Origin of the sequence: Streptococcus sp. HSISS2 (assembly GCF_000448665.1) — a bacterium.
GTDB lineage: Bacteria > Bacillota > Bacilli > Lactobacillales > Streptococcaceae > Streptococcus > Streptococcus raffinosi.
In genome coordinates this window covers 1,923,901-1,944,502 of the sequence record NZ_CM002133.1, presented here as the reverse complement: position 1 = coordinate 1,944,502, position 20,602 = coordinate 1,923,901, and the positions used below count along the sequence as shown (strand labels likewise).

At 40.9% G+C, this 20,602-nt stretch carries 14 protein-coding genes, 5 pseudogenes and 1 riboswitch; of the genes and pseudogenes, 15 read left to right on the top strand and 4 right to left on the bottom strand.

Annotation, left to right across the window (positions count from 1 at the left end; genetic code table 11):
• Nucleotides 1-53 precede the first annotated feature (53 nt).
• From murF to HSISS2_RS08370, 3 genes and pseudogenes are all read left to right on the top strand, one after another.
• Nucleotides 54-1,426: pseudogene (murF, locus tag HSISS2_RS08380) on the top strand (UDP-N-acetylmuramoyl-tripeptide--D-alanyl-D-alanine ligase).
• Between the two features lie 181 nt (nucleotides 1,427-1,607).
• Nucleotides 1,608-2,273, top strand: a complete 666-nt coding sequence (locus HSISS2_RS08375) for a TIGR02206 family membrane protein (protein WP_021146322.1) — start codon at nucleotides 1,608-1,610, stop codon at nucleotides 2,271-2,273.
• Between the two features lie 348 nt (nucleotides 2,274-2,621).
• Nucleotides 2,622-4,165: pseudogene (locus tag HSISS2_RS08370) on the top strand (peptide chain release factor 3).
• A gap of 185 nt (nucleotides 4,166-4,350) precedes the next feature.
• Here the strand turns inward: HSISS2_RS08370 and thiT are convergent.
• Nucleotides 4,351-4,926 (bottom strand): energy-coupled thiamine transporter ThiT, encoded by a 576-nt coding sequence (thiT, locus tag HSISS2_RS08365; protein ID WP_021146319.1) that lies wholly within the window; start codon nucleotides 4,924-4,926, stop codon nucleotides 4,351-4,353.
• An 81-nt stretch (nucleotides 4,927-5,007) separates the two neighbouring features.
• A riboswitch (TPP riboswitch) is annotated at nucleotides 5,008-5,127 on the bottom strand.
• A gap of 103 nt (nucleotides 5,128-5,230) precedes the next feature.
• Between thiT and HSISS2_RS08360 the strand changes: the two genes are divergently transcribed.
• The 4 genes from HSISS2_RS08360 to HSISS2_RS08345 all read left to right on the top strand — a co-directional run bounded on the left by HSISS2_RS08360 (nucleotide 5,231) and on the right by HSISS2_RS08345 (nucleotide 8,846).
• Nucleotides 5,231-5,611 (top strand): PH domain-containing protein, encoded by a 381-nt coding sequence (locus tag HSISS2_RS08360; protein WP_013991039.1) that lies wholly within the window; start codon nucleotides 5,231-5,233, stop codon nucleotides 5,609-5,611.
• 12 nt (nucleotides 5,612-5,623) lie between these two features.
• A complete protein-coding gene (locus HSISS2_RS08355) occupies nucleotides 5,624-6,529 on the top strand; it encodes a magnesium transporter CorA family protein (RefSeq protein WP_021146318.1) in 906 nt (301 codons plus the stop codon).
• Between the two features lie 194 nt (nucleotides 6,530-6,723).
• Nucleotides 6,724-8,301 carry a DEAD/DEAH box helicase gene (locus HSISS2_RS08350; protein ID WP_021146317.1) on the top strand — a complete coding sequence of 526 codons (1,578 nt, stop codon included), beginning with the start codon at nucleotides 6,724-6,726 and terminating at the stop codon, nucleotides 8,299-8,301.
• Between the two features lie 116 nt (nucleotides 8,302-8,417).
• Nucleotides 8,418-8,846 carry a hypothetical protein gene (locus tag HSISS2_RS08345; RefSeq protein WP_042767110.1) on the top strand — a complete coding sequence of 143 codons (429 nt, stop codon included), beginning with the start codon at nucleotides 8,418-8,420 and terminating at the stop codon, nucleotides 8,844-8,846.
• A 619-nt stretch (nucleotides 8,847-9,465) separates the two neighbouring features.
• Here the strand turns inward: HSISS2_RS08345 and HSISS2_RS08335 are convergent.
• The 3 genes and pseudogenes from HSISS2_RS08335 to HSISS2_RS08325 all read right to left on the bottom strand — a co-directional run bounded on the left by HSISS2_RS08335 (nucleotide 9,466) and on the right by HSISS2_RS08325 (nucleotide 11,522).
• A complete protein-coding gene (locus tag HSISS2_RS08335; protein ID WP_021146316.1) occupies nucleotides 9,466-9,735 on the bottom strand; it encodes a GIY-YIG nuclease family protein in 270 nt (89 codons plus the stop codon).
• Between the two features lie 3 nt (nucleotides 9,736-9,738).
• Nucleotides 9,739-10,503, bottom strand: coding sequence for a tRNA1(Val) (adenine(37)-N6)-methyltransferase (locus HSISS2_RS08330; protein WP_021146315.1), 765 nt, complete (start codon nucleotides 10,501-10,503; stop codon nucleotides 9,739-9,741).
• A gap of 48 nt (nucleotides 10,504-10,551) precedes the next feature.
• Nucleotides 10,552-11,522, bottom strand: a pseudogene (locus tag HSISS2_RS08325) (polysaccharide deacetylase family protein).
• Nucleotides 11,523-11,624: 102 nt separating this feature from the next.
• Here HSISS2_RS08325 and HSISS2_RS08320 point away from each other — a divergent pair.
• The 8 genes and pseudogenes from HSISS2_RS08320 (at nucleotide 11,625) to HSISS2_RS08285 (ending at nucleotide 20,504) form a co-directional block, all read left to right on the top strand.
• Nucleotides 11,625-12,380 carry a 1-acyl-sn-glycerol-3-phosphate acyltransferase gene (locus HSISS2_RS08320; protein WP_021146313.1) on the top strand — a complete coding sequence of 252 codons (756 nt, stop codon included), beginning with the start codon at nucleotides 11,625-11,627 and terminating at the stop codon, nucleotides 12,378-12,380.
• 117 nt (nucleotides 12,381-12,497) lie between these two features.
• The gene (locus HSISS2_RS08315; protein WP_042767108.1) at nucleotides 12,498-13,181 is read left to right on the top strand and encodes a helix-hairpin-helix domain-containing protein; all 684 of its coding nucleotides are present in this window, start codon (nucleotides 12,498-12,500) and stop codon (nucleotides 13,179-13,181) included.
• Nucleotides 13,171-15,409: pseudogene (locus HSISS2_RS08310) on the top strand (DNA internalization-related competence protein ComEC/Rec2). The gene HSISS2_RS08315 and the pseudogene HSISS2_RS08310 overlap by 11 nt, the downstream one beginning before the upstream one ends.
• Before the next feature lie 85 nt (nucleotides 15,410-15,494).
• Nucleotides 15,495-16,757, top strand: a complete 1,263-nt coding sequence (locus HSISS2_RS08305; RefSeq protein WP_008535303.1) for a UDP-N-acetylglucosamine 1-carboxyvinyltransferase — start codon at nucleotides 15,495-15,497, stop codon at nucleotides 16,755-16,757.
• Between the two features lie 65 nt (nucleotides 16,758-16,822).
• The gene (locus tag HSISS2_RS08300; RefSeq protein ID WP_042767107.1) at nucleotides 16,823-17,368 is read left to right on the top strand and encodes a GNAT family N-acetyltransferase; all 546 of its coding nucleotides are present in this window, start codon (nucleotides 16,823-16,825) and stop codon (nucleotides 17,366-17,368) included.
• On the top strand, nucleotides 17,361-18,641 hold the full coding sequence (spxR, locus tag HSISS2_RS08295; RefSeq protein WP_021146308.1) for a CBS-HotDog domain-containing transcription factor SpxR: 1,281 nt from the start codon (nucleotides 17,361-17,363) through the stop codon (nucleotides 18,639-18,641). The genes HSISS2_RS08300 and spxR overlap by 8 nt, the downstream gene beginning before the upstream one ends.
• Before the next feature lie 42 nt (nucleotides 18,642-18,683).
• Nucleotides 18,684-19,544, top strand: coding sequence for a methionyl aminopeptidase (locus tag HSISS2_RS08290; protein ID WP_021146307.1), 861 nt, complete (start codon nucleotides 18,684-18,686; stop codon nucleotides 19,542-19,544).
• A gap of 1 nt (nucleotide 19,545) precedes the next feature.
• Nucleotides 19,546-20,504: pseudogene (locus HSISS2_RS08285) on the top strand (YihY/virulence factor BrkB family protein).
• Nucleotides 20,505-20,602 lie beyond the last annotated feature (98 nt).

Here is a 20,602-nt window from a genome sequence, read left to right as displayed (position 1 = left end):
AGAAAGTCTATTTTTTGTCAGATTTGTAAAAAAATAAAACAGAGGATTTTAAGATGAAACTGACACTCCATGAAATTGCCAAGGCTGTTGGCGCTAAAAATGATGTCACTGCCTATGAGGATGTCGCTATTAACCAGATTGAGTTTGATAGCCGTAAGATTACAGCGGGCGATCTCTTTTTGCCGCTTAAGGGTGTGCGTGATGGGCACGAGTTTATCCAAACAGCTTTTGAAAATGGTGCTCTAGCGACATTCACAGAAAAAGACTTACCATCTGATCAAGCCCACATCCTAGTTGATGATGCTCTTGAGGCCTTCCAAGCTTTAGCTGCCTACTATCTTGAAAAGACTGGCGTTGATGTCATTGCGGTAACTGGTTCTAACGGTAAGACAACGACCAAGGACATGATTCATGATATTTTGGCAACGACCTACCGCACCTACAAGACCCAAGGTAACTACAATAACGAGATTGGTCTTCCTTATACCGCCCTTCACATGCCTGATGATACTGAAAAAATCGTCCTTGAGATGGGACAAGACCACATGGGTGATATTCACCTCTTGTCTACCTTGGCTAAGCCAAAAACAGCTGTTGTCACTTTAATTGGAGAGGCTCACTTGGAATTCTTTGGTAGCCGTGATAAGATTGCTCAAGGTAAAATGCAAATGCAAGACGGTATGCCTGATGGCAGCCTCTTACTTGTGCCAAGTGATCCTATCGTAGATCCATTCTTGCCAAGCAATCTTGAAGTGGTACGATTTGGTGAGGGCTCTGATCTGACAGTCTCTGACTTGACAGAATACAAGGATCACCTCACCTTCTCAACTAACTTCCTAGATGGACAAGTTACCTTGCCAGTCACTGGAAAGTACAATGCCACAAATGCTATGGTTGCGGCTTATGTCGCTAAACACTGGGGTGTGACTGAGGAAAATATCTTCTCAGCTTTGGCCAACTTGCAGCTGACAAAGAATCGTACCGAATGGAAAAAGCAGCCAATGGCGCAGATATTCTTTCAGACGTCTACAATGCCAATCCGACAGCAATGAAGCTCATTTTGGAGACCTTCTCAGCCATTCCTAAGAATGAAGGAGGTAAGAAGATTGCTGTCTTAGCTGATATGAAAGAACTCGGTGAACAGTCTGTCCAACTTCACACGCAGATGATTCTTAGTCTAGCACCAGATGCTATTGATACGGTGATTTTCTACGGTGAAGACATTGCGGACTTGTCGCAACTTGCTAGCCAGATGTTCCCGATTGGTCATGTCTATTATTTCAAGAAGACAGCTGACGAGGACCAGTTTGACGCTATGGTTAAACGCATCAAAGAAAGCCTAGGCGAGCACGATCAAATCTTGCTCAAGGGCTCCAACTCTATGAACCTAGCTAGAGTTGTTGAAGAACTCCAAGCCAAGGATTAAGCTCTAAAACCTGCATTAAAGAGCTGTTTATGGAACTTTGAAGAAGTGGTGACCGAACTAACTTAAGGAAAGTCACAAAATTAGATTGTCTTAAATCAAAAGCCTGCTCGTTAAAGCAGGTTTTTGATTTACCTGAAATTTGATATAATAACGAGAATAGCAATTTTATCAGGAGAAGAGAATGAAGGATTTTTTGACAACGACCCAAACCCGGCCACCACAGATACCTTTGCCCTATTATCTGGTGATGCTAATGGTATTGGCGCTGCTGGCCTACCTGAGTTGGTCTTGGCATGCCAAAAAAAGTTGGCGTCTGACTTTTCTAGGAGTCCAAGCCGTTCAACTGATTAGCCTTTACATTTGGTATATTTGGCAGGGATTTCCTTTAGATGATAGTCTCCCTCTTTATCATTGCCGCTTGGCCATGCTCGCCCTCTTGCTCCTAAAAGATAGTAAGGTCAAAACTTATTTTGCACTTATGGGCTTGGTTGGAGGTTCTTGTGCGATCATTCATCCCATATTTGATCCTTATGATTTTCCGCATATCTCCAGTATTTCCTTCATCATTGGGCATTATGCTCTACTGGTCAATAGCCTCAATTATCTTTTGAGGACCTATAAGACTCACCCTATTTCAAAGAATATGATTGTGACGCTTACCTTGCTATTGAATCTCGGACTTGTAGTTGTTAATCATTTTGTTAACGGAAATTACGGCTTATTAAGACATACCCCTTTTATCTCAGACGCCTGGTTACCTATCAAATACCTTGCTGTTTCAGGAGCTTTGATTTTTCTTATGATAGTTATGAAAAAAGGTCTGGAATATTTTGAAGAAAAGTATTGAATAAATGAAGGAACACGCCATCAGAGAGTTGATAGCGTGTTTTTTCATTTTATTTGTTTTATTCTAACACAAAACGCTTTCAGAATTGCTTTCACACTGTAATTTGGATATAATAAAAGGGCTGTGCCTGCGAGAATTATCGCAAGCCTTGACAACAAATGTAGCTTTCAAAAGACAGAAATTTTCTGAAAGAAGTGCTACAACGATCTTGCTTTTCGTTCTGGTAAAACCCTATTGCTATTAGTAGCTCTGGGACATGGGATTTTTGAGATTTACTAAGAAGCTGCTGACATCCATGCCACTAAGGAAAAGTAACAAAAAGATTATTTTTAAAGAAGAAAGAAAACTATGAGTATTCAAGACGAAATCAAAAAACGCCGTACTTTTGCCATCATCTCTCACCCCGATGCTGGTAAAACAACAATTACTGAACAATTGCTTTACTTCGGGGGTGAAATCCGTGAAGCTGGTACCGTAAAAGGTAAGAAGACCGGAAACTTTGCTAAATCAGACTGGATGGATATTGAGAAACAACGTGGTATCTCAGTAACCTCATCTGTGATGCAGTTTGACTATGCGGGTAAACGTGTCAATATCCTTGATACTCCAGGGCACGAGGACTTCTCAGAAGATACCTACCGTACCCTTATGGCGGTTGATGCTGCCGTAATGGTCGTTGACTCAGCCAAAGGTATCGAAGCCCAAACCAAAAAACTTTTCGAAGTTGTCAAACACCGTGGTATTCCTGTCTTTACCTTCATGAACAAATTGGACCGTGATGGACGTGAGCCACTTGACCTCTTGGAAGAGTTGGAAGAAGTGCTTGGTATTGCCAGCTACCCAATGAACTGGCCTATCGGTATGGGGAAAGCCTTCGAAGGGCTTTATGACCTTTATAACGAACGCTTGGAGCTCTATAAAGGTGACGAGCGCTTTGCCAAGATTGAAGATGGTGATACTTTATTTGCTAATAATCCATTCTATGAGCAAGCTAAAGAAGATATTGAACTCTTGACAGAAGCAGGAAATGAATTCTCTGAAGAGGCTATTTTAGCAGGTGAATTGACACCGGTCTTCTTCGGTTCTGCCCTCACTAACTTCGGAGTTCAAACCTTCCTCGATACCTTCCTCAAATTTGCTCCAGAACCACATGGCCACAAGACCGTAGATGGTGATGAGATTGATCCTCTTAACAAGGATTTCTCTGGTTTTGTTTTCAAAATCCAAGCCAACATGGACCCACGTCACCGTGACCGTATTGCCTTTGTTCGTATCGTTTCTGGTGAATTTGAGCGTGGTATGAGTGTTAATCTAACACGTACTGGTAAAGGAGCTAAGCTCTCTAACGTCACTCAGTTCATGGCTGAATCTCGTGAAAATGTTGAAAATGCCGTGGCTGGAGATATCATCGGGGTTTACGATACAGGAACCTACCAGGTTGGTGATACTCTTACTGTTGGAAAAACAAATTTGAATTTGAGCCACTACCAACCTTTACACCAGAATTGTTCATGAAAGTTTCTGCTAAAAACGTCATGAAACAGAAGTCTTTCCACAAGGGAATTGAACAATTGGTGCAAGAAGGAGCCATCCAGCTCTACACCAATTACCAAACAGGTGAATACATGCTTGGTGCCGTTGGTCAACTTCAGTTTGAAGTCTTCAAACACCGTATGGAAAATGAATACAATGCCGAAGTCGTTATGACACCAATGGGTAAAAAGACTGTGCGTTGGATTCAACCTGAGGACCTCGATGAACGCATGTCATCAAGCCGAAATATCTTGGCCAAAGACCGCTTTGACCAACCAGTCTTCCTCTTTGAAAATGACTTTGCCCTCCGTTGGTTTGCGGACAAATATCCAGATGTAACATTGGAAGAGAAGATGTAATGTACTAAGATTGCTTAGGCTATTTCATATCCTAAGCAATCTACGCCACGTCCTATGAGACCGTGGCTAAGTCCCTTACTAACTCGAAAACGGAAAAATATCGTTTCCGTTTTCTCATGTCGTAATATCTTTTAAACACACAAAAAACCATAGGACTTCCACTTAAGACTGTCCTATGGTTTCTTTTATTTTTCCGTATTGAGTAATCTGCCTAGGAATCGATGTAGGGCGAAGAAAACGATGAGGCTGGCTAATGTTTCTCCTAAGAAAGATGAGCCATTAATAATAAATGAGTAGAGATAAGGGCTTTGTCCTTTAGGAGCATAGCTTCCCCAAAAGATGACACCGGCTATAAAGTGAATGAGATAGCGTGAAAAGCCCCCTAGCAGAATACCGCCAGTGATATACACTAGAGACTTGAGCTTTTTCCCTTGTATGATGGCTTTATCGAGGGCTGGTTTGACCACACCACTAATCCCAATAAGGCTAAAGGCAACAAAATATTCCAGAAAACCTTGTGTTAAGGTTAGCCAACCGCCGGCTGCTTGTCCTGTCACCACCTGGAGAAGCCCCCAGATGAGACCGCCCATAGCACCGGCTTTAAGCCCCCAGCGAAAACTGAGGAGAAAGATGGGCACCATCTTAAAGGAAAGGGAAATCCAAGGGCCTAGTGACATGGGCTGAGTAACTAGGTCCAGGATATAAGCAATGGTTGCAAAAAGGGCAACCTCAATCATTGGTCGAATATTTGTTTTCGACATAAAAAACCTCCTATACCAATCGTCTTGATTGGCTGTTTTTTTGCCACATCAAAACGACGTCATAGAAGTTCCTCTATTTCAATCTATTTTGAGACACATCCCTACGCAGGTTCTAACCTGATCAGGTGGTAAGAGTTTAGGCAAGTCTTGAAGAAAAATTCAAGCTAGCCATTCTCAGCAATTGCTCCTCTTGTGACTCCTTAATTGTACTACCAGAAACCCATTTCTGCAAGTGTCTGAAATCCTAAAATTGTGGTATAGTTAAAGCAAGGATTATCTTTACAATAAAAAAGGAGAAATAACTATGGGACTTTTTTCAGGACTGCTTGGCAACGCATCTAAAAAAGATAATGATAAGGTTGAGCGCCAATTGGAAGGTATCTTAATTCCAGGTGAACAGGTGGAGTTAGCCTATGTTTTGGTTCGTGACTTGATTGTCTTTACAGAGAAGCGCTTGATTTTAGTCGATAAGCAAGGTGTTACCGGGAAGAAGACTTCCTACAAGTCTATCCCTTATCACTCGATTTCTCGTTTTACTGTAGAAAGTTCGGGTCACTTTGACCTAGATGCTGAGCTTAAGATTTGGATTTCATCAGCACTGGAGCCCGCAGAGGTCCTGCAATTTAAGAGTGATAATAACGTCTTTGAAATTCAACAAGCTTTGGCAGCAGCAGTGCTAAAGTAATGAGGAAGAAAAATGTTTATTGAAAAAGAACTGGGTTATAAGCGTCACTGGATTAATATTGACTCAGATATTATTTCTGAGCAATCCTACCTTTATACCAAGTATGATATTGACCAGGAAACCATAGAGTATGCCTTGGATAAAAATGAACGAGCTCACATGGACTACAACCGTGAGAATGGAACAATCACTTTTATCTATAATGTTCTGGCTCTTGAGAAGGACAATGAATACTATGAAACCATTCCTCTGACCTTTATTGTTCAAGATACGCGTTTGGTGACCATTAGTAACAAGGATAACGCTTATGTGATAAGCAAGATGCAAGATTATGTGGATAACCATGAGGATTTGTCTATCTACAAATTGCTCTTTGCAGGACTTGAGATGATTTCAAATGCCTACTATCCCGTCATTGAATGTTTGGATCAGCAAAAAGATGAGGTTAGTCGACGCCTAAGACAGACAACGACGAGTAAGAATCTTTACGATCTTTCAGATTTGGAAATAGGCATGGTCTATTTGGTGGCTGCAGCCACACAAAACCGTCTTCTATTGGAACACATCAAGGGGCACGCCATTTATCGTCGTCTCAATGAGGTCGAAAAAGAGCAGTTTGATGATGCCATGATTGAAGCCAGGCAGTTGGTTGCCATGACGGATCTTATTTCTAAGGTCTTACAGCACCTATCAGGTTCTTATGACAATATCCTAAACAACAACTTGAACAACAACTTGAGCAATCTGTCCATTATTGAGGTACTTTTAGGAGTGATTGCCGTTATTACTGGTTTCTTTGGGATGAATGTTCCTCTACCGTTTATGACTGTCAGTCCAGCCTGGATTTTCATCATTATCGGTAGTGCGATCCTTTGTTTGGTCTTGGCCCGCTACTTGCGTTGGTTGGTCCATAAATAATAATTAGTGAGTGAAACCGTCTTCTCAAATTGGAGGCGGTTTTAAAACGTTATTCACTGTCTTTTTATTCTTAAATATGATAGACTAGATGAGTTGTTAAAATAAACGACTATTAAATACAGGTAGTTAACATACTACACAACCAAGTCTCATAAGGTGGCTTCGCACCGCCTTCAAATAGAAAGAAGAATACTTTGAAATTTACAGATTTAAACCTATCAGAAGACATCCAATCAGCTGTTGTAGCTGCCGGTTTTGAAAAACCATCACCTATCCAAGAGTTGACAATTCCACTCGCTCTTGAAGGTAAGGATGTTATCGGTCAGGCCCAAACTGGTACTGGTAAAACAGCTGCCTTTGGTTTGCCTACCCTAGATAAAATTCGTACAGAAGAAAATACAATCCAAGCCCTTGTTATTGCCCCAACACGTGAGTTGGCAGTGCAATCTCAAGAAGAGCTTTTCCGTTTTGGTCGTGACAAAGGCGTTAAAGTTCGCTCAGTCTACGGTGGTTCTAGCATTGAAAAACAAATCAAGGCCCTTCGTTCAGGTGCCCACATCGTTGTAGGGACACCAGGTCGTCTCCTTGACCTTATCAAACGTAAGGCTCTTAAACTCAATAACATCGAGACTTTGATTTTGGATGAAGCTGATGAAATGCTTAACATGGGCTTCCTTGAAGACATTGAAGCTATCATTAGCCGAGTACCAGAAGAACGTCAAACCCTTCTTTTCTCAGCAACTATGCCTGATGCCATCAAACGTATTGGTGTGCAGTTCATGAAAGATCCTGAGCATGTGAAAATCAAGGCTAAAGAATTGACCAATGTTAACGTTGACCAATACTTTATCCGAGTGAAGGAACAAGAGAAGTTTGATACCATGACTCGTCTTATGGATGTTGACCAACCTGAATTGTCAATCGTCTTTGGACGTACCAAACGTCGTGTGGATGAATTGACACGTGGTTTGAAACTTCGTGGTTTCCGTGCAGAAGGTATCCACGGTGACCTTGACCAAAACAAACGTCTTCGTGTTATTCGTGACTTCAAGAACGACCAAATCGATATCTTGGTTGCGACAGACGTTGCGGCGCGTGGTCTTGACATTTCAGGTGTTACTCACGTCTACAACTACGATATTCCACAAGACCCAGAAAGCTATGTTCACCGTATTGGACGTACAGGTCGTGCAGGTCAATCAGGTCAATCGATTACGTTTGTAGCGCCAAACGAAATGGGTTACTTGGGAATCATCGAAAACTTGACTAAGAAACGCATGAAAGGCCTTAAGCCACCAACAGCTCAAGAAGCCTTCCAAGCTAAGAAGAAAGTTGCCCTTAAGAAAATTGAACGTGACTTTGCGGATGAAGCTATCCGTGCTAACTTTGACAAGTTCAAAGGCGATGCGGTTAAATTGGCTCAAGAATTCACACCTGAAGAATTGGCGCTTTACATCTTGAGCTTGACCGTTCAAGATCCAGAAACAATGCCAGAAGTGGAAATTGCTCGTGAAAAACCATTGCCATTTAAACCATCAGGTGGTGGCAAAGGTGGCAAAGGTGGCCGTGGTAACCGTGGTCGCGATAACAACCGTCGTGGTGGATATCGTGGCGACCGTAACCGTGATGATCGAGACGGTGGCCGTCGTGACTTCAAACGCAAGTCTAAGAAAAACAGCCGTGACTTCGAAAATCGTGGCAACAAACGCCCACACCGCACCTCAAGCGAAAAGAAAAACGGCTTTGTCATCCGTAACAAGGGTGATAAGTAAGGATGAAAACGCTCTATGAAAATAGGGTGTTTTTTGCTATACTTAAGTGGATGAATTATCATGAGGTAGTTTATTAGGAATTAGAAAAACTTATGTAGGAGGATTATATTTCAGATATGGTAATAGTATCCGGTTTAGTTGGTGCCATTCTATCGGCCTTGATAGCAATTTATGTATCGCTTCTTGGTAGAAATTCTAGCCTAGATAGTAGTTCCAAATGGCGTGAGGGATTGCTAAATGTTGCTTCAAAGTATCAGTTGACGAAAGATGATGCTCAGAGGGTTAGATCTTCTTTGAGAATGTTTAAGCATGATAATAAAGAAATAGTTACTTTCTCATTTGATTGGTTTACAAATATTATGATTGTTGAGTTGGAAAGGATATTGTCAGAACCCTCTCAAAAGTGCTCTCAAAAGTGTAAAAAATGTAGTAAAGAGTATTTTCTGAAATCAGATGATATAAAAGTCGTTAGGTTATTTGCTAATTTTTACTTAAGTATCATTATGAGTATCAAAGTGAAATGGGGCCTAATCAACTTATTTTAGGAAAGAAAAAAGAAATAATCAAGAGAATGTCTTGGTTAGAGAAACATTTGAAGAATTATTTAAATTAAGGAATGGAGAGGTAAGAGGTGTAGGAAATGAGTAGCGTATTTTTAATTACTGGTATTGTTTTAATAGTTGTTATTTTTCTTGATATTCTTATAGGTGTAAATAATATTTTGTTGTTAGAAATAATTAAAACTCTCAGTAACGCATTATGGAAGACGAGTGTTTTTTTCTAATTCTTGATATCTTTTATGCTATAATAACACAGTACTTTTATAAAAACGTATTTTCTAGTTTAAAAAATGCTCATTTAATTGGATTATTTAGTGGAGATTTTTCGAGCAATGAATGGTTTATTTTGATATGGGTTGTTTCTGTTTTGTTTTTTATCTATCAGGTTTTTGAATTAATTTATACAATAACTAGAGATAGTCAAAACAAAGATTATCTTGATAGCTTAAAAAAAGTAAGTGGAGAAACTGATAGCTAGAGAAGAATAAGGTTGTTTCTAACAAGGATTATAAGAGTAGTATAGTTAGCATGTTTAAAAATATTTAAAATTAAATTAGCGATAAAACATTTTAAAATTTGGAGATATTATTCAAAAAACACACGGTTATTTTTCCGTGTGTTCTTTGATATAAGCTAGTTTTTTCTCTCGGCTTTTTTTCTTAAAGCGTGCTTCGGCGCTCATGGCTTCAGGCTTGCTGTCAAAGGTTTCTGAATAGAGGAGTTTAACTGGTAGGCGAGCTCTGGTATACTTAGCGCCCTTGCCTGAGTTATGGGTTTTGAGGCGGCGTTCGACGTCTGTGGTGTAGCCTGTATAGAGGGTGCCGTCGGCACACTCAACAACATATATGTAGGCCTTGCTATCCTTTTCTGTCATCGTTTAGGACTCACCCTCAGCCTTTTTCCCAAAGTAAATCTCAAAGATTTCGTCGGTATAATCACCATTTTCCTTGTGAACAAAGAGGGGAGGAAGGATTTTCAAGCCATCTGTCGATCCGTCTTTTATGGCTTCAATCAGGAGCATATTAGCCTCACGTCCCATTTTAGGATAGATAAACTGGATGCGTTTAGGAGCTAGATTATACTGGCGCATGGTGTCGATGATATCCAAAAAGCGGTCAGGGCGATGCACCATGGCAATGCGTCCATTAGATTTGAGGGCATGACGAGCGACCCGGCAAATTTCTTCTAAATTTGTCGTGATTTCATGACGGGCCAAGAGGTAGTGCTCTGACAGATTTTTCTTGGAAGTTTCTGTCGCCTTAAAGTAGGGAGGGTTACAGAGGATAAGGTCCACCTGAGATCGTGGGGCATGGTCAAGCAAATTTTTCAGGTCGTCATTGACTACAGTCACCTGGTCCTCTAGTTGGTTGAGAGTGACGGAACGTTTGGCCATATCAGCCAGACGTTCTTGCAACTCAACTAAGGTAATCGGTGCCTCGGTGCGCGTGCTGGCAAAGAGCCCAACGGCACCATTTCCCGAACAGAGGTCAACGATTAATCCTTTCTTTGGAATTTTTGGGAACCGAGAGAGGAGGACGCTATCAATAGAGTAGCTGAAGACCTCCTTATTTTGAATGATTTTCACATCTGTGGAGAAGAGCTGGTCAATGCGTTCTCCATCTTTTAAAATTGGATTTGTCATAGTTTTATTGTAACAAAAAACAGCTCCCAAAGGAACTGTTGCGAGTGATTACTCTAGGACACCGAAGGTATATCCTTGATTTTTGAAATATTCGATAATTTGTGGAAGGGTCTGAACAGTCAGCTCCTTACCAGCTGTATCGTGCATTAGTACAACTTTAACAGTAGTTTCAGGGAAATATTTCTGTGAACCATCCATATAAGCCATCATGCTTTCAGATGTGGTTGGACGAACAGAGAGTGGTTCTGCATCTCCACAGAGCATGTTCCAGTCAATCCACTGGACACCTTGTTTAGCAAGAGCTTGGTCGGTTCCCTCTAGGCCTTGCCATGACATATGACCACCAGGGTAACGGAAAATTCTTGTTTTGAAATCCTTACCTAAGATTGCCTTGAAATTAGCCATAGTTTGGTCGACCTCAGTAGTAATCTGACTTTGGTTAGGAACACGTCCTGGATAAAGCAGATTGAAGTTATGGCTAAGACTGTGGTTGGCAATGGCATGTCCTTCAGTAATTTGGCGTTTGAGGATGTCCCCATTTTCAGGGGTGATGGTATAGCCGATGTGGAAGAAGGTTGCGTGAACGCCATACTCTTTCAGAATATCCATGACTTGTGGTGTCAAAGTAGGATCAATCCCATCATCAAAGGTTAAAAAGACCACCTTACCCTTAACATCTTGAGACTTTCCTCGGATAGTGTTATTAACGGCAGTGACATCATAGGCGTAGTCAGACGCCTCAATGCTGTGGTTGCTTCCTTTTTTGAGTTGTGTTTTATCCTCTTTTTTAGCTTTTTTTGAAGAGCTACTTGAACCCTTAGACACTTGTTCGTTTTTGGTGTCTTAACCATACGATTAACCTTAGAGTTTTGGTGCTGGAATAGGACAAAACCTAAAACAATAAGTACAGCAAGGTTAGCTATAATAAGACATATATTAAGTGTCTTTTGATTATTCCCTAAAATATCATTACTTCTTTTCATGATTACATTATATCTCAAACTTAGAGAAAGTGCCATAATGTTTTCATGTATTTTTGCATAATTTTTTACTGGTATTTTACTGAAAAAAATGCGTTTTTCTAGTATAATATAAAAAATTGTAGAAAAAGAGGTAAAAACGTGTTTTACGCTTATTTACGTGGGCTTGTTGTCTTCCTTCTTTGGATTATTAATGGCAATGCCCATTATCACAATCGTGACAAGTTATTGAACAAGGATGAGAATTACATCTTGGTGGCTCCTCACAGGACTTGGTGGGACCCTGTTTATATGGCATTTTCAGCTCGCCCAAAGCAGTTTATTTTTATGGCTAAGAAAGAGCTCTTCAAGAGTCGCATCTTTGGTTGGTGGATTCGTATGTGTGGGGCTTTCCCGATTGACCGTGAAAATCCTGGTCAGGAGGCTATTAAGTACCCTGTTAATATGCTTAAAAAGAGCAAGCGTAGTTTGATTATGTTCCCAAGTGGTAGCCGTCATTCTTCTGATGTTAAGGGTGGGGTTGCGGTTATCGCTAAAATGGCAAAGGTTAAAATTATGCCAGTTGTTTATCAAGGGCCTCGTGAACTCAAGGGGCTCTTGACGGGTGAACGTGTAGATATGAACTACGGAAATCCTATTGATATTTCGGATTTGAAGCGTTTGAATGATGAGAATATTCAAGAGGTTGCCCGTCGTATCCAGTCTGAATTTGATCGCCTTGATGAAGAAGCTTTGAGCTATCAAACAGGTAAGAAACCAAACCCATTGACCTATATCTACCGTGTACCACTTGGCCTTGTGGCTATCCTTGCGGTGATTTTAACAATGGCTTTCTCATACGTGGCTAGCTTTGTTTGGAATCCTGAAAAACATCGTGCTAAAGAAACGCAAAAATAAGTAAAGGACTCTATCAGATGTCAATCTGATGGAGTTTTTTGTCCTTTTGATATTTTTTCTAGATTTTTACGAATAAAAAGAAAAGATATCAATTAAGGAGAGTAGCGTGAAGAAAAAATTCTAGCTTATGTCAAAGACAATCGTCTTTTTGTGGGGATCATCAGTGTACTCTTGGTCATTTTTTGTCTCTTCCTGTGGCTGACTTGTGGCGCTGGAAATAGCATGGAGGCGGAAACGTCTTACACAGATATTTCTGCTCTATCAACCTCGTCTTCACAGAAAAGTTCAAAAGCTCTTTCTGAAAGACCTGCTCAGTCAAAGACTGAGGCAACAGATACACAACATGAGCAAGTAACTGTAGATGTCAAGGGGGCGGTGACAAAGCCAGGTGTGTATACGCTAAATGCAAGTTCTCGGGTGACGGATGCTATCAAGGCAGCTGGAGGAATGACTGAGGATGCGGACGCTAAGAGTGTCAATTTGGCCGCAAGTTTGTCAGATGAAGAAGTCATTTATGTGGCGAGCAAGGACGAAAATGTATCAGTGGTAGGCCAATCTGACTCAGGGGCGGCCTCTGATAAGGGAGGAAAAACGAGTCAAAAAGATGGCAAGATTAACCTCAATACTGCGACTTCAGAGCAGCTACAAACCATTTCAGGAATTGGTGCCAAACGAGCAGAAGACATTATTGCCTATCGTGAAAGTCATGGTGGCTTCCAATCTGTAGATGATTTAAAAAATGTCTCAGGAATCGGCGATAAAACTTTAGAAAAAATCAGAGAATCGATTTATGTGGCTTAAAAAGGCTCCAGTCAATCTTTTTTCCTTGGCTCTTTTGATTGCCGCCCTTTATTTTACAATTTTTGCCACTAATCCCTATGCGATTGGGGCTTTTGTCTTTCTATTGCTGTGCTTCTTTAAGCATCATTGGAAGAACACAGTATCTCTTAAGTTTGTTGGTGTTATAGGTGCTTTCTTTCTAGCTTACTTTCTATTCTTGCATCATAGAGCTGCTATACAAGATAAACAAGCTCCTAGTGAAATCAAACAGGTAGTATTGGTTGCAGATACAATCTCGGTGAATGGTGAGCAATTATCAGCCATTGGTAAGGCAAAAGGGCAAACCTATCAGATTTTTTACCGACTTAAGTCAGAAAGGGAGCAACATTACTTTAAGACGGTTAGTCGGACACCTGTCTTAAGGGGGAAAATTAAGGTATCACCAGCAACGGGTCAGCGTAATTTTCAAGGGTTTAATTATCAGTCTTACCTAGCTAGTCAGGGTATTTATCGTATTGCTAAGATTGAGCACTTGGACAGTGTGGCGCCCTTGAAATCCATTTCTCCACTAACCTTTTTTCATCAACTGCGAAGGAAGGCCCTGGTTCATATTCAGACACATTTTCCTAATCCGATGAGACACTATATGACAGGCCTACTCTTTGGGTATTTGGACAAAGAGTTTGACGAGCAGAGCCAGCTCTATACTAGCTTGGGGATTATTCATCTTTTTGCACTTTCAGGCATGCAGGTGGGCTTTTCCTAGGATGGTTTCGCTATGGTCTTTTACGTATTGGTCTTCCTAAAGACTATCTTTTTATCCTCTTAGTGCCATTTTCACTTTTTTATGGGCTAATGACAGGATGGACAGCTTCGGTACTAAGGTCCTTAATACAAAGTCTTTTGGCTGAGTTAGGTTTTAAAAAGCTTGATAATATGGGAATGACTTTACTTCTTTTATTTCTCTTTTTACCCCATTTTCTTTTAACAGTGGGAGGTATATTAAGTTGTTCTTACGCTTTCTTGTTGTGCTTATTTGATTTTGAGGAGTTGTCCTCTCTGAAGAAGTCCATCTATACGAGTCTAGTATTGAGTCTAGGAATCTTGCCATTTCTAACTTACTATTACGGGACCTTTCAACCCCTTAGTTTAGTCTTAACGGCCCTATTCTCCATACTTTTTGATAGCTTTCTCTTACCGGTCTTGACAGTTTTCTTTACACTCTCGAGCTTTCTTGTCCTGACTCAGCTCAATCCGCTTTTTGAATTGATGGAATCCCTTTTAATTTGGATACAATCTTGGCTTGGTCAGCCATTGGTTTTAGGAAAACCCAGTCTCTTTCAGTTCGGCTTGATGATAGCCGTCTTAATTTTTCTCTTTGATTTTTGGAAAAAGCCTCAGATGAGGATTTGTCTTTTAATCGCTTTTAGTCTTTTGATGATTTGGGTCAAACATCCCTTGACTAATGAGGTAACTGTGGTAGATGTTGGTCAGGGAGATAGTATTTTTCTGAGAAGTGTAAAAGGTGAGACAGTTCTGATTGATGTAGGTGGTAAGGTGACTTTTGGCTCTAAGGACAAGTGGCAAAAGGGTAACCAGACGAGCAATGCCGAGAAAACCGTGATTCCCTACCTGCAGGCTAGAGGAGTGTCTAGTATCGATCATTTGGTTCTTACTCATACGGACACAGATCATATTGGCGATTTGGAGGAAGTGGTTAAGCGGTTTAATATTAAGGAAATTTGTGTCAGTCAGGGAGCCTTGACTAAGACTAGTTTTGTTAAACGCCTTCAGGAACTGAAGCGGCCAGTCCGTCCTCTAAAGGCTGGTGATAAATGGCCCATAATGGGAAATCATTTACAGGTTCTGTATCCTCAAAAAGTCGGTGATGGTGGCAATAATGACTCCATTGTCCTCTATGGAAAATTATTAGGGACTAGCTTTCTTTTTACAGGTGATTTGGAAAAAGAGGGTGAGAAGGCGTTGATAGATAGCTATCCTAATTTAAAAGTAAGTGTTCTTAAGGCTGGACACCACGGATCAAAAGGGTCTTCGTCTGAAATGTTTTGAACCAGATACAGCCCTCAATCGCTCTTATTTCAGCTGGCGAACATAATCGCTATAAGCATCCTAATGAGGAAACACTAGAGCGTTTTAAGGACCGAAACATTAGAGTTTTACGAACAGACCAGGATGGTGCTATACGGTTTAAGGGATGGTTCAAACTATCAAGTGAAACTGTCCGATAATTGTTTAACTTCTTAATTTGTCATGCCCCTCAATCTATGGTAGAATTAAAAGGCTAATATTCCAGTATAAGAAAGATTGAACAGTATGCGTAAAATTATTATCAATGGGGGTAAGAAACTTCAAGGAGAAGTTACAGTATCTGGGGCTAAAAATTCGGTTGTTGCTTTAATCCCGGCCATCATTTTATCGGATGGGGTAGTGACTTTGGACGGTGTTCCAGCGATTAGTGATGTCGATAATCTAATTGAAATTATTGAGCTAATGGGTGGTTCGGTTAAGCGTGATGGCGAAACGCTTGAAATTGACCCTCGAGGCGTTAAAGATATGCCGATGCCATTTGGTAAGATTAGTAGACTCCGTGCTTCTTATTATTTCTATGGCAGCTTGATTGGCCGTTATGGTCAAGCTACAGTGGGACTTCCTGGAGGATGTGATTTAGGTCCACGTCCTATCGACCTTCACCTAAAGGCTTTTGAAGCTATGGGCGCTACGATTTCCTATGAAGCTGAGTCTATGCGTATTGCCACTGAGGAAGGTCAACGTATTAGAGGAGCTCATATCTATATGGACACCGTGAGTGTCGGAGCGACCATTAATACCATGTTGGCTGCGTCTAAGGCTCAAGGACGTACTGTTATTGAAAATGCAGCGCGTGAACCTGAGATTATTGACGTAGCTACCTTGCTTAATAATATGGGAGCACATGTCCGTGGTGCTGGTACTGAGGTTATCACGATTGATGGCGTTGATAGCTTGCACGGTACTCGCCACCAAGTTATTCCAGACCGTATCGAAGCAGGTTCATACATTGCTATGGCAGCAGCAATTGGTAAGGGAATTAAGATTAAAAATGTTCTTTATGAGCATCTCGAGAGTTTCATTGCTAAGCTTGAGTCAATGGGTGTTCGTATGACAGTTGAAGAGGATTCTATCTTTGTCGAAGAACAATTTGATTTAAAACCAGTGGATATTAAGACATCACCTTATCCAGGCTTTGCGACTGATTTACAACAACCCATGACTCCCTTATTGTTGAAAGCGGGAGGCCGAGGAAAAATCATTGATACCATTTATGAAAAGCGTGTGAATCACGTTCCTGAACTTGCTCGTATGGGAGCAGATATTCAGGTGCTTGGTGGTCAAATTGTTTATAATGGTCCGACACAATTTACTGGTGCCCCAGTCAAGGCAAGTGATTTGCGTGCAGGTGCAGCTCTTGTTACAGCAGGTTTAATGGCGGATGGTCAGACCGAAATCACGAATATTGAGTATATCCTTCGTGGGTATTCAAATATCATCGAAAAACTTTCTGATCTGGGTGCAGATATTACTTTGATCGAAGATTAAGTCTAAGGTTCAATCCCTTGTGGTTGAGCCTTTTTCCATTCTTAAAACTGTGTTATAATACTCTCATGGATATATGGACTAGTCTGGGGGCTTTTGCCTTCTTTGAGTCAGAACGCCTTTCTTTTAGGCCACTCATCTTTTCAGATCGATTTGACTTGCACGAAATAGTGTCAAATCCACAGAACCTACGCTTTTTCTTTCCATCAACCAAAACTCAGCTGGAGACGGATTGTCTTTTGGTCCATTATTTCATGAAAGAACCTTTGGGTGTTTGGGCCATTTTGGATAAAGAGTCGAGTAAGATGATTGGTGTTATTCGTTTTGAAAAGATAGATGTCCAGAAACGGACTGCCGAACTTGGTTATTTTTTGAATGTCTCTTTCTGGGAACGAGGCCTAATGACGGAGGCAGTCACTTGTCTAACGGATTTAGCCTTATCAGCTATGGGAATGGAACGTATCATTCTTATAGCCCATTTGGAAAATAAAGCATCTATTCGTGTGGCAGAAAAGTCTGGTTTTAAACTCGTGTCTCGCTTTAAAGGAGCCGATAGATACACCCGTGCCATGCGTGATTATCTCCGCTTTGAGAAGGAGGAGAATAGTGAGTAAACATCAAGAAATTCTAGATTATTTAGAGGCTCTGCCTATCGGTAAGCGTGTCAGTGTACGTAGTATTTCCAACCACTTGCAGGTGTCTGATGGAACAGCCTACCGAGCCATTAAAGAGGCTGAAAATCGAGGATTGGTAGAGACTCGGCCTCGTAGCGGTACTGTTCGCATTGAAAAGAAAGTTCAAGTACGTCTTGACAAGTTAACTTTTGCAGAGATTGCTGAGATTACAGAGTCTGAAGTTATTTCTGGTCACGAAGGTTTGGACCGTGTTTTCAGTAAATTTTACATTGGTGCCATGACTATTGAAAATATCACGCGTTATTTAACAAAGGGAGATTTGCTTATTGTTGGGGACCGTGAAGATATTCAATTATTGGCCCTAGAGCACAATAATGCTATCCTAGTAACAGGGGGATTTCAGGTTTCTGAGCGGGTTAAGGAACTTTCTCGATTGAGACAATTTCCAGTCATGGTTACAACCTATGATACCTTTACTGTGGCAACGATGATTAACCAGGCCCTGTCAAATGTACGGATTAAAACAGATATCAAGCCAGTTGCTCAGGTTTATACAAGACGAGAAGATTACACTTACATGACTCCTGAAATGACTGTTAGGGATTATCAGAATGTGGTTAAGCGGACTAATCTCGTTCGTTTCCCGATTGTGTCTGATGACAATCAGGTTGTTGGAATTGTGACCATGCGTGATGTGGCTAACCAGCATCCAACGACCATGCTTAAAGCTATTATGACAAAACCTACGGTTACCAGACTTGAGACTAGTTTAGCGACCGTGGCTCAAAAGATGATTTTCGAAGACTATGATATGATTCCTGTTGTGGATGACGAAAAACATTATCTAGGGACGATCACCCGTCGACAGGTTTTAGAGGAACTTCAAGACAATAATCGTGGCGATTTGCACACCTTTAGCGATCAAATGATAGCTAATCTGAACCAAGACAAGCATGCCTTTAACTTTGAGGTGGAACCAACCATGATTGATAATTCTGGCAACCTTACCCAAGGTGTTCTTGCGGAGATGGTTAAGGAAGTAGTTTATCGAATCATGGAAAAACAGGCGCAGAAGGGCTTAGTGATTGAAGAGATGATGTTTTACTTTCTTCAAGCGGCTCAGATTGATGATAAGGTAACGATTACCCCGAGTATTATTGCTGAGACCAGACGTAGAGCCCATCTGGACCTTATGGTTACTCATGGGAATCATACCGTCTGCAAATCAGTTGTTGTGGTTAAGAAAACATAGTAATGAATAAAAATAAAAGATATAAAGAAAACGGAGAAAACAATGATTACATTAAAATCAGCACGTGAAATTGAAGCAATGGATAAGGCAGGAGATTTTCTTGCCAGCATCCACATTGGTCTACGTGACCTCTTGAAACCAGGAGTGGATATGTGGGAAGTAGAAGAGTATGTGCGTCGTCGCTGTAAAGAAGAAAATGTTCTTCCTCTTCAAATTGGAGTTGAAGGAAGCGTTATGGATTATCCTTATGCTACTTGTTGTTCCCTTAATGATGAAGTAGCACACGCCTTTCCACGTCATTATACTTTGAAAGATGGCGACCTTTTGAAAGTTGATATGGTCTTGTCAGAACCTCTTGACAAATCCATTCTTGATGTATCAAAATTAAACTTTGACAATGTTGCTCAAGTTAAAAAATACACAGAATCTTACACTGGTGGTTTGGCTGACTCATGTTGGGCTTATGCGATTGGGACACCTTCTGATGAAGTTAAAAATCTTATGGAAGTAACTCGTGAGGCTATGTACCTTGGTATTGAACAAGCGGTAGTTGGTAACCGTATCGGTGATATCGGTGCAGCTATTCAAGAATATGCTGAAAGTCGTGGTTACGGGGTTGTTCGTGATTTGGTTGGACATGGTGTGGGACCAACAATGCACGAAGAACCAATGGTTCCTAACTATGGGGTAGCTGGACGTGGTCTCCGCCTTAAAGAAGGAATGGTCTTGACCATCGAGCCAATGATTAACACAGGAACTTGGGAAATTGATACAGACCTTAAAACGGGTTGGGCACATAAAACGCTTGATGGCGGTCTTTCCTGCCAATACGAACACCAATTTGTGATTACCAAAGATGGTCCAGTCATTTTGACTTCTCAAGGCCAAGAAAGAACTTATTAGTATGAAACGACAAGGCATAATGGCCCGTCTCTTAGATAGGCTTCAATGGCGACCTTTGCAGGTCTACCTTAGACATTATCGTAGTGCAGAGGTAGATATTTCTACCATTGCCGTGGCTTATTATTTGATTTTGACAGTCTTTCCGCTCATTGTCATTGCAGCCAATGTCTTTCCCTATCTGAATATTGATACCACTGATCTCTTGAATTTTATGAGCGAGCATCTTCCCAAGCAGTTTTATGCTCCTGCAGCCAATGTTGTCAAGGATGTCTTCTCCACACCTTCTGGACAGTTGTTGGGAGTTGCCTCTTTGACGGGATTTTGGACCATGATTAAGTCCTTATCTTCGCTTCAAAAAGCCATTAATAAGGTATATGGTGCCTCAGAACACCGAGACGTCTTTATCAGTCATATTATCGGTGGACTCTTGAGTTTGGTTATCTTGTTTTTGCTGACCTTTGCGCTTATGTTATCGACAATTATTCAGTCGGTCCTCCGAGTCATCAATCAGACCTATCCTATTGGGTCTGACCTGACTCAACTGATTTTGAATAGTATTCAGCCCTTGAGCGTTGCAGTGGTATTTCTGGGAGTCATGGTACTTTATTTCATTCTTCCAAATGTGAAGATTCGAAAAATCCGTTATATCATGCCGGGGACTATTTTTACAACCTTGGTGATTGGGTATTTGAGCAATTTGTTTGGGACCTATGTGATTCGTACGCTGAGTCGATTGGTTGATATCAAGTTATTCGGGTCAATTATGATCTTCGTCTTCATGCTTTGGTTTATCTTTTTAGCAAGGATTTTGATTCTGGGGGCTATTTTTAACGCAACCTATCAGGAACTTAAACAAGGTGAACTACACAGCCGAAGAGGAGATGTGCTTACCATTATTCATAGTTTTCAGGAGATGGTAATGATAGCACAAAACACAAAAAAGACGAGGACAATTCTTAGATGCTAAAGAGAGCTTGGCGAGGTCCAGGCTCTTTTGGCGGGAATGAGTTCTTGTCAAAGAAAAAAATAGAGAGATTGTAGAGGAAAAAATGAAAAAA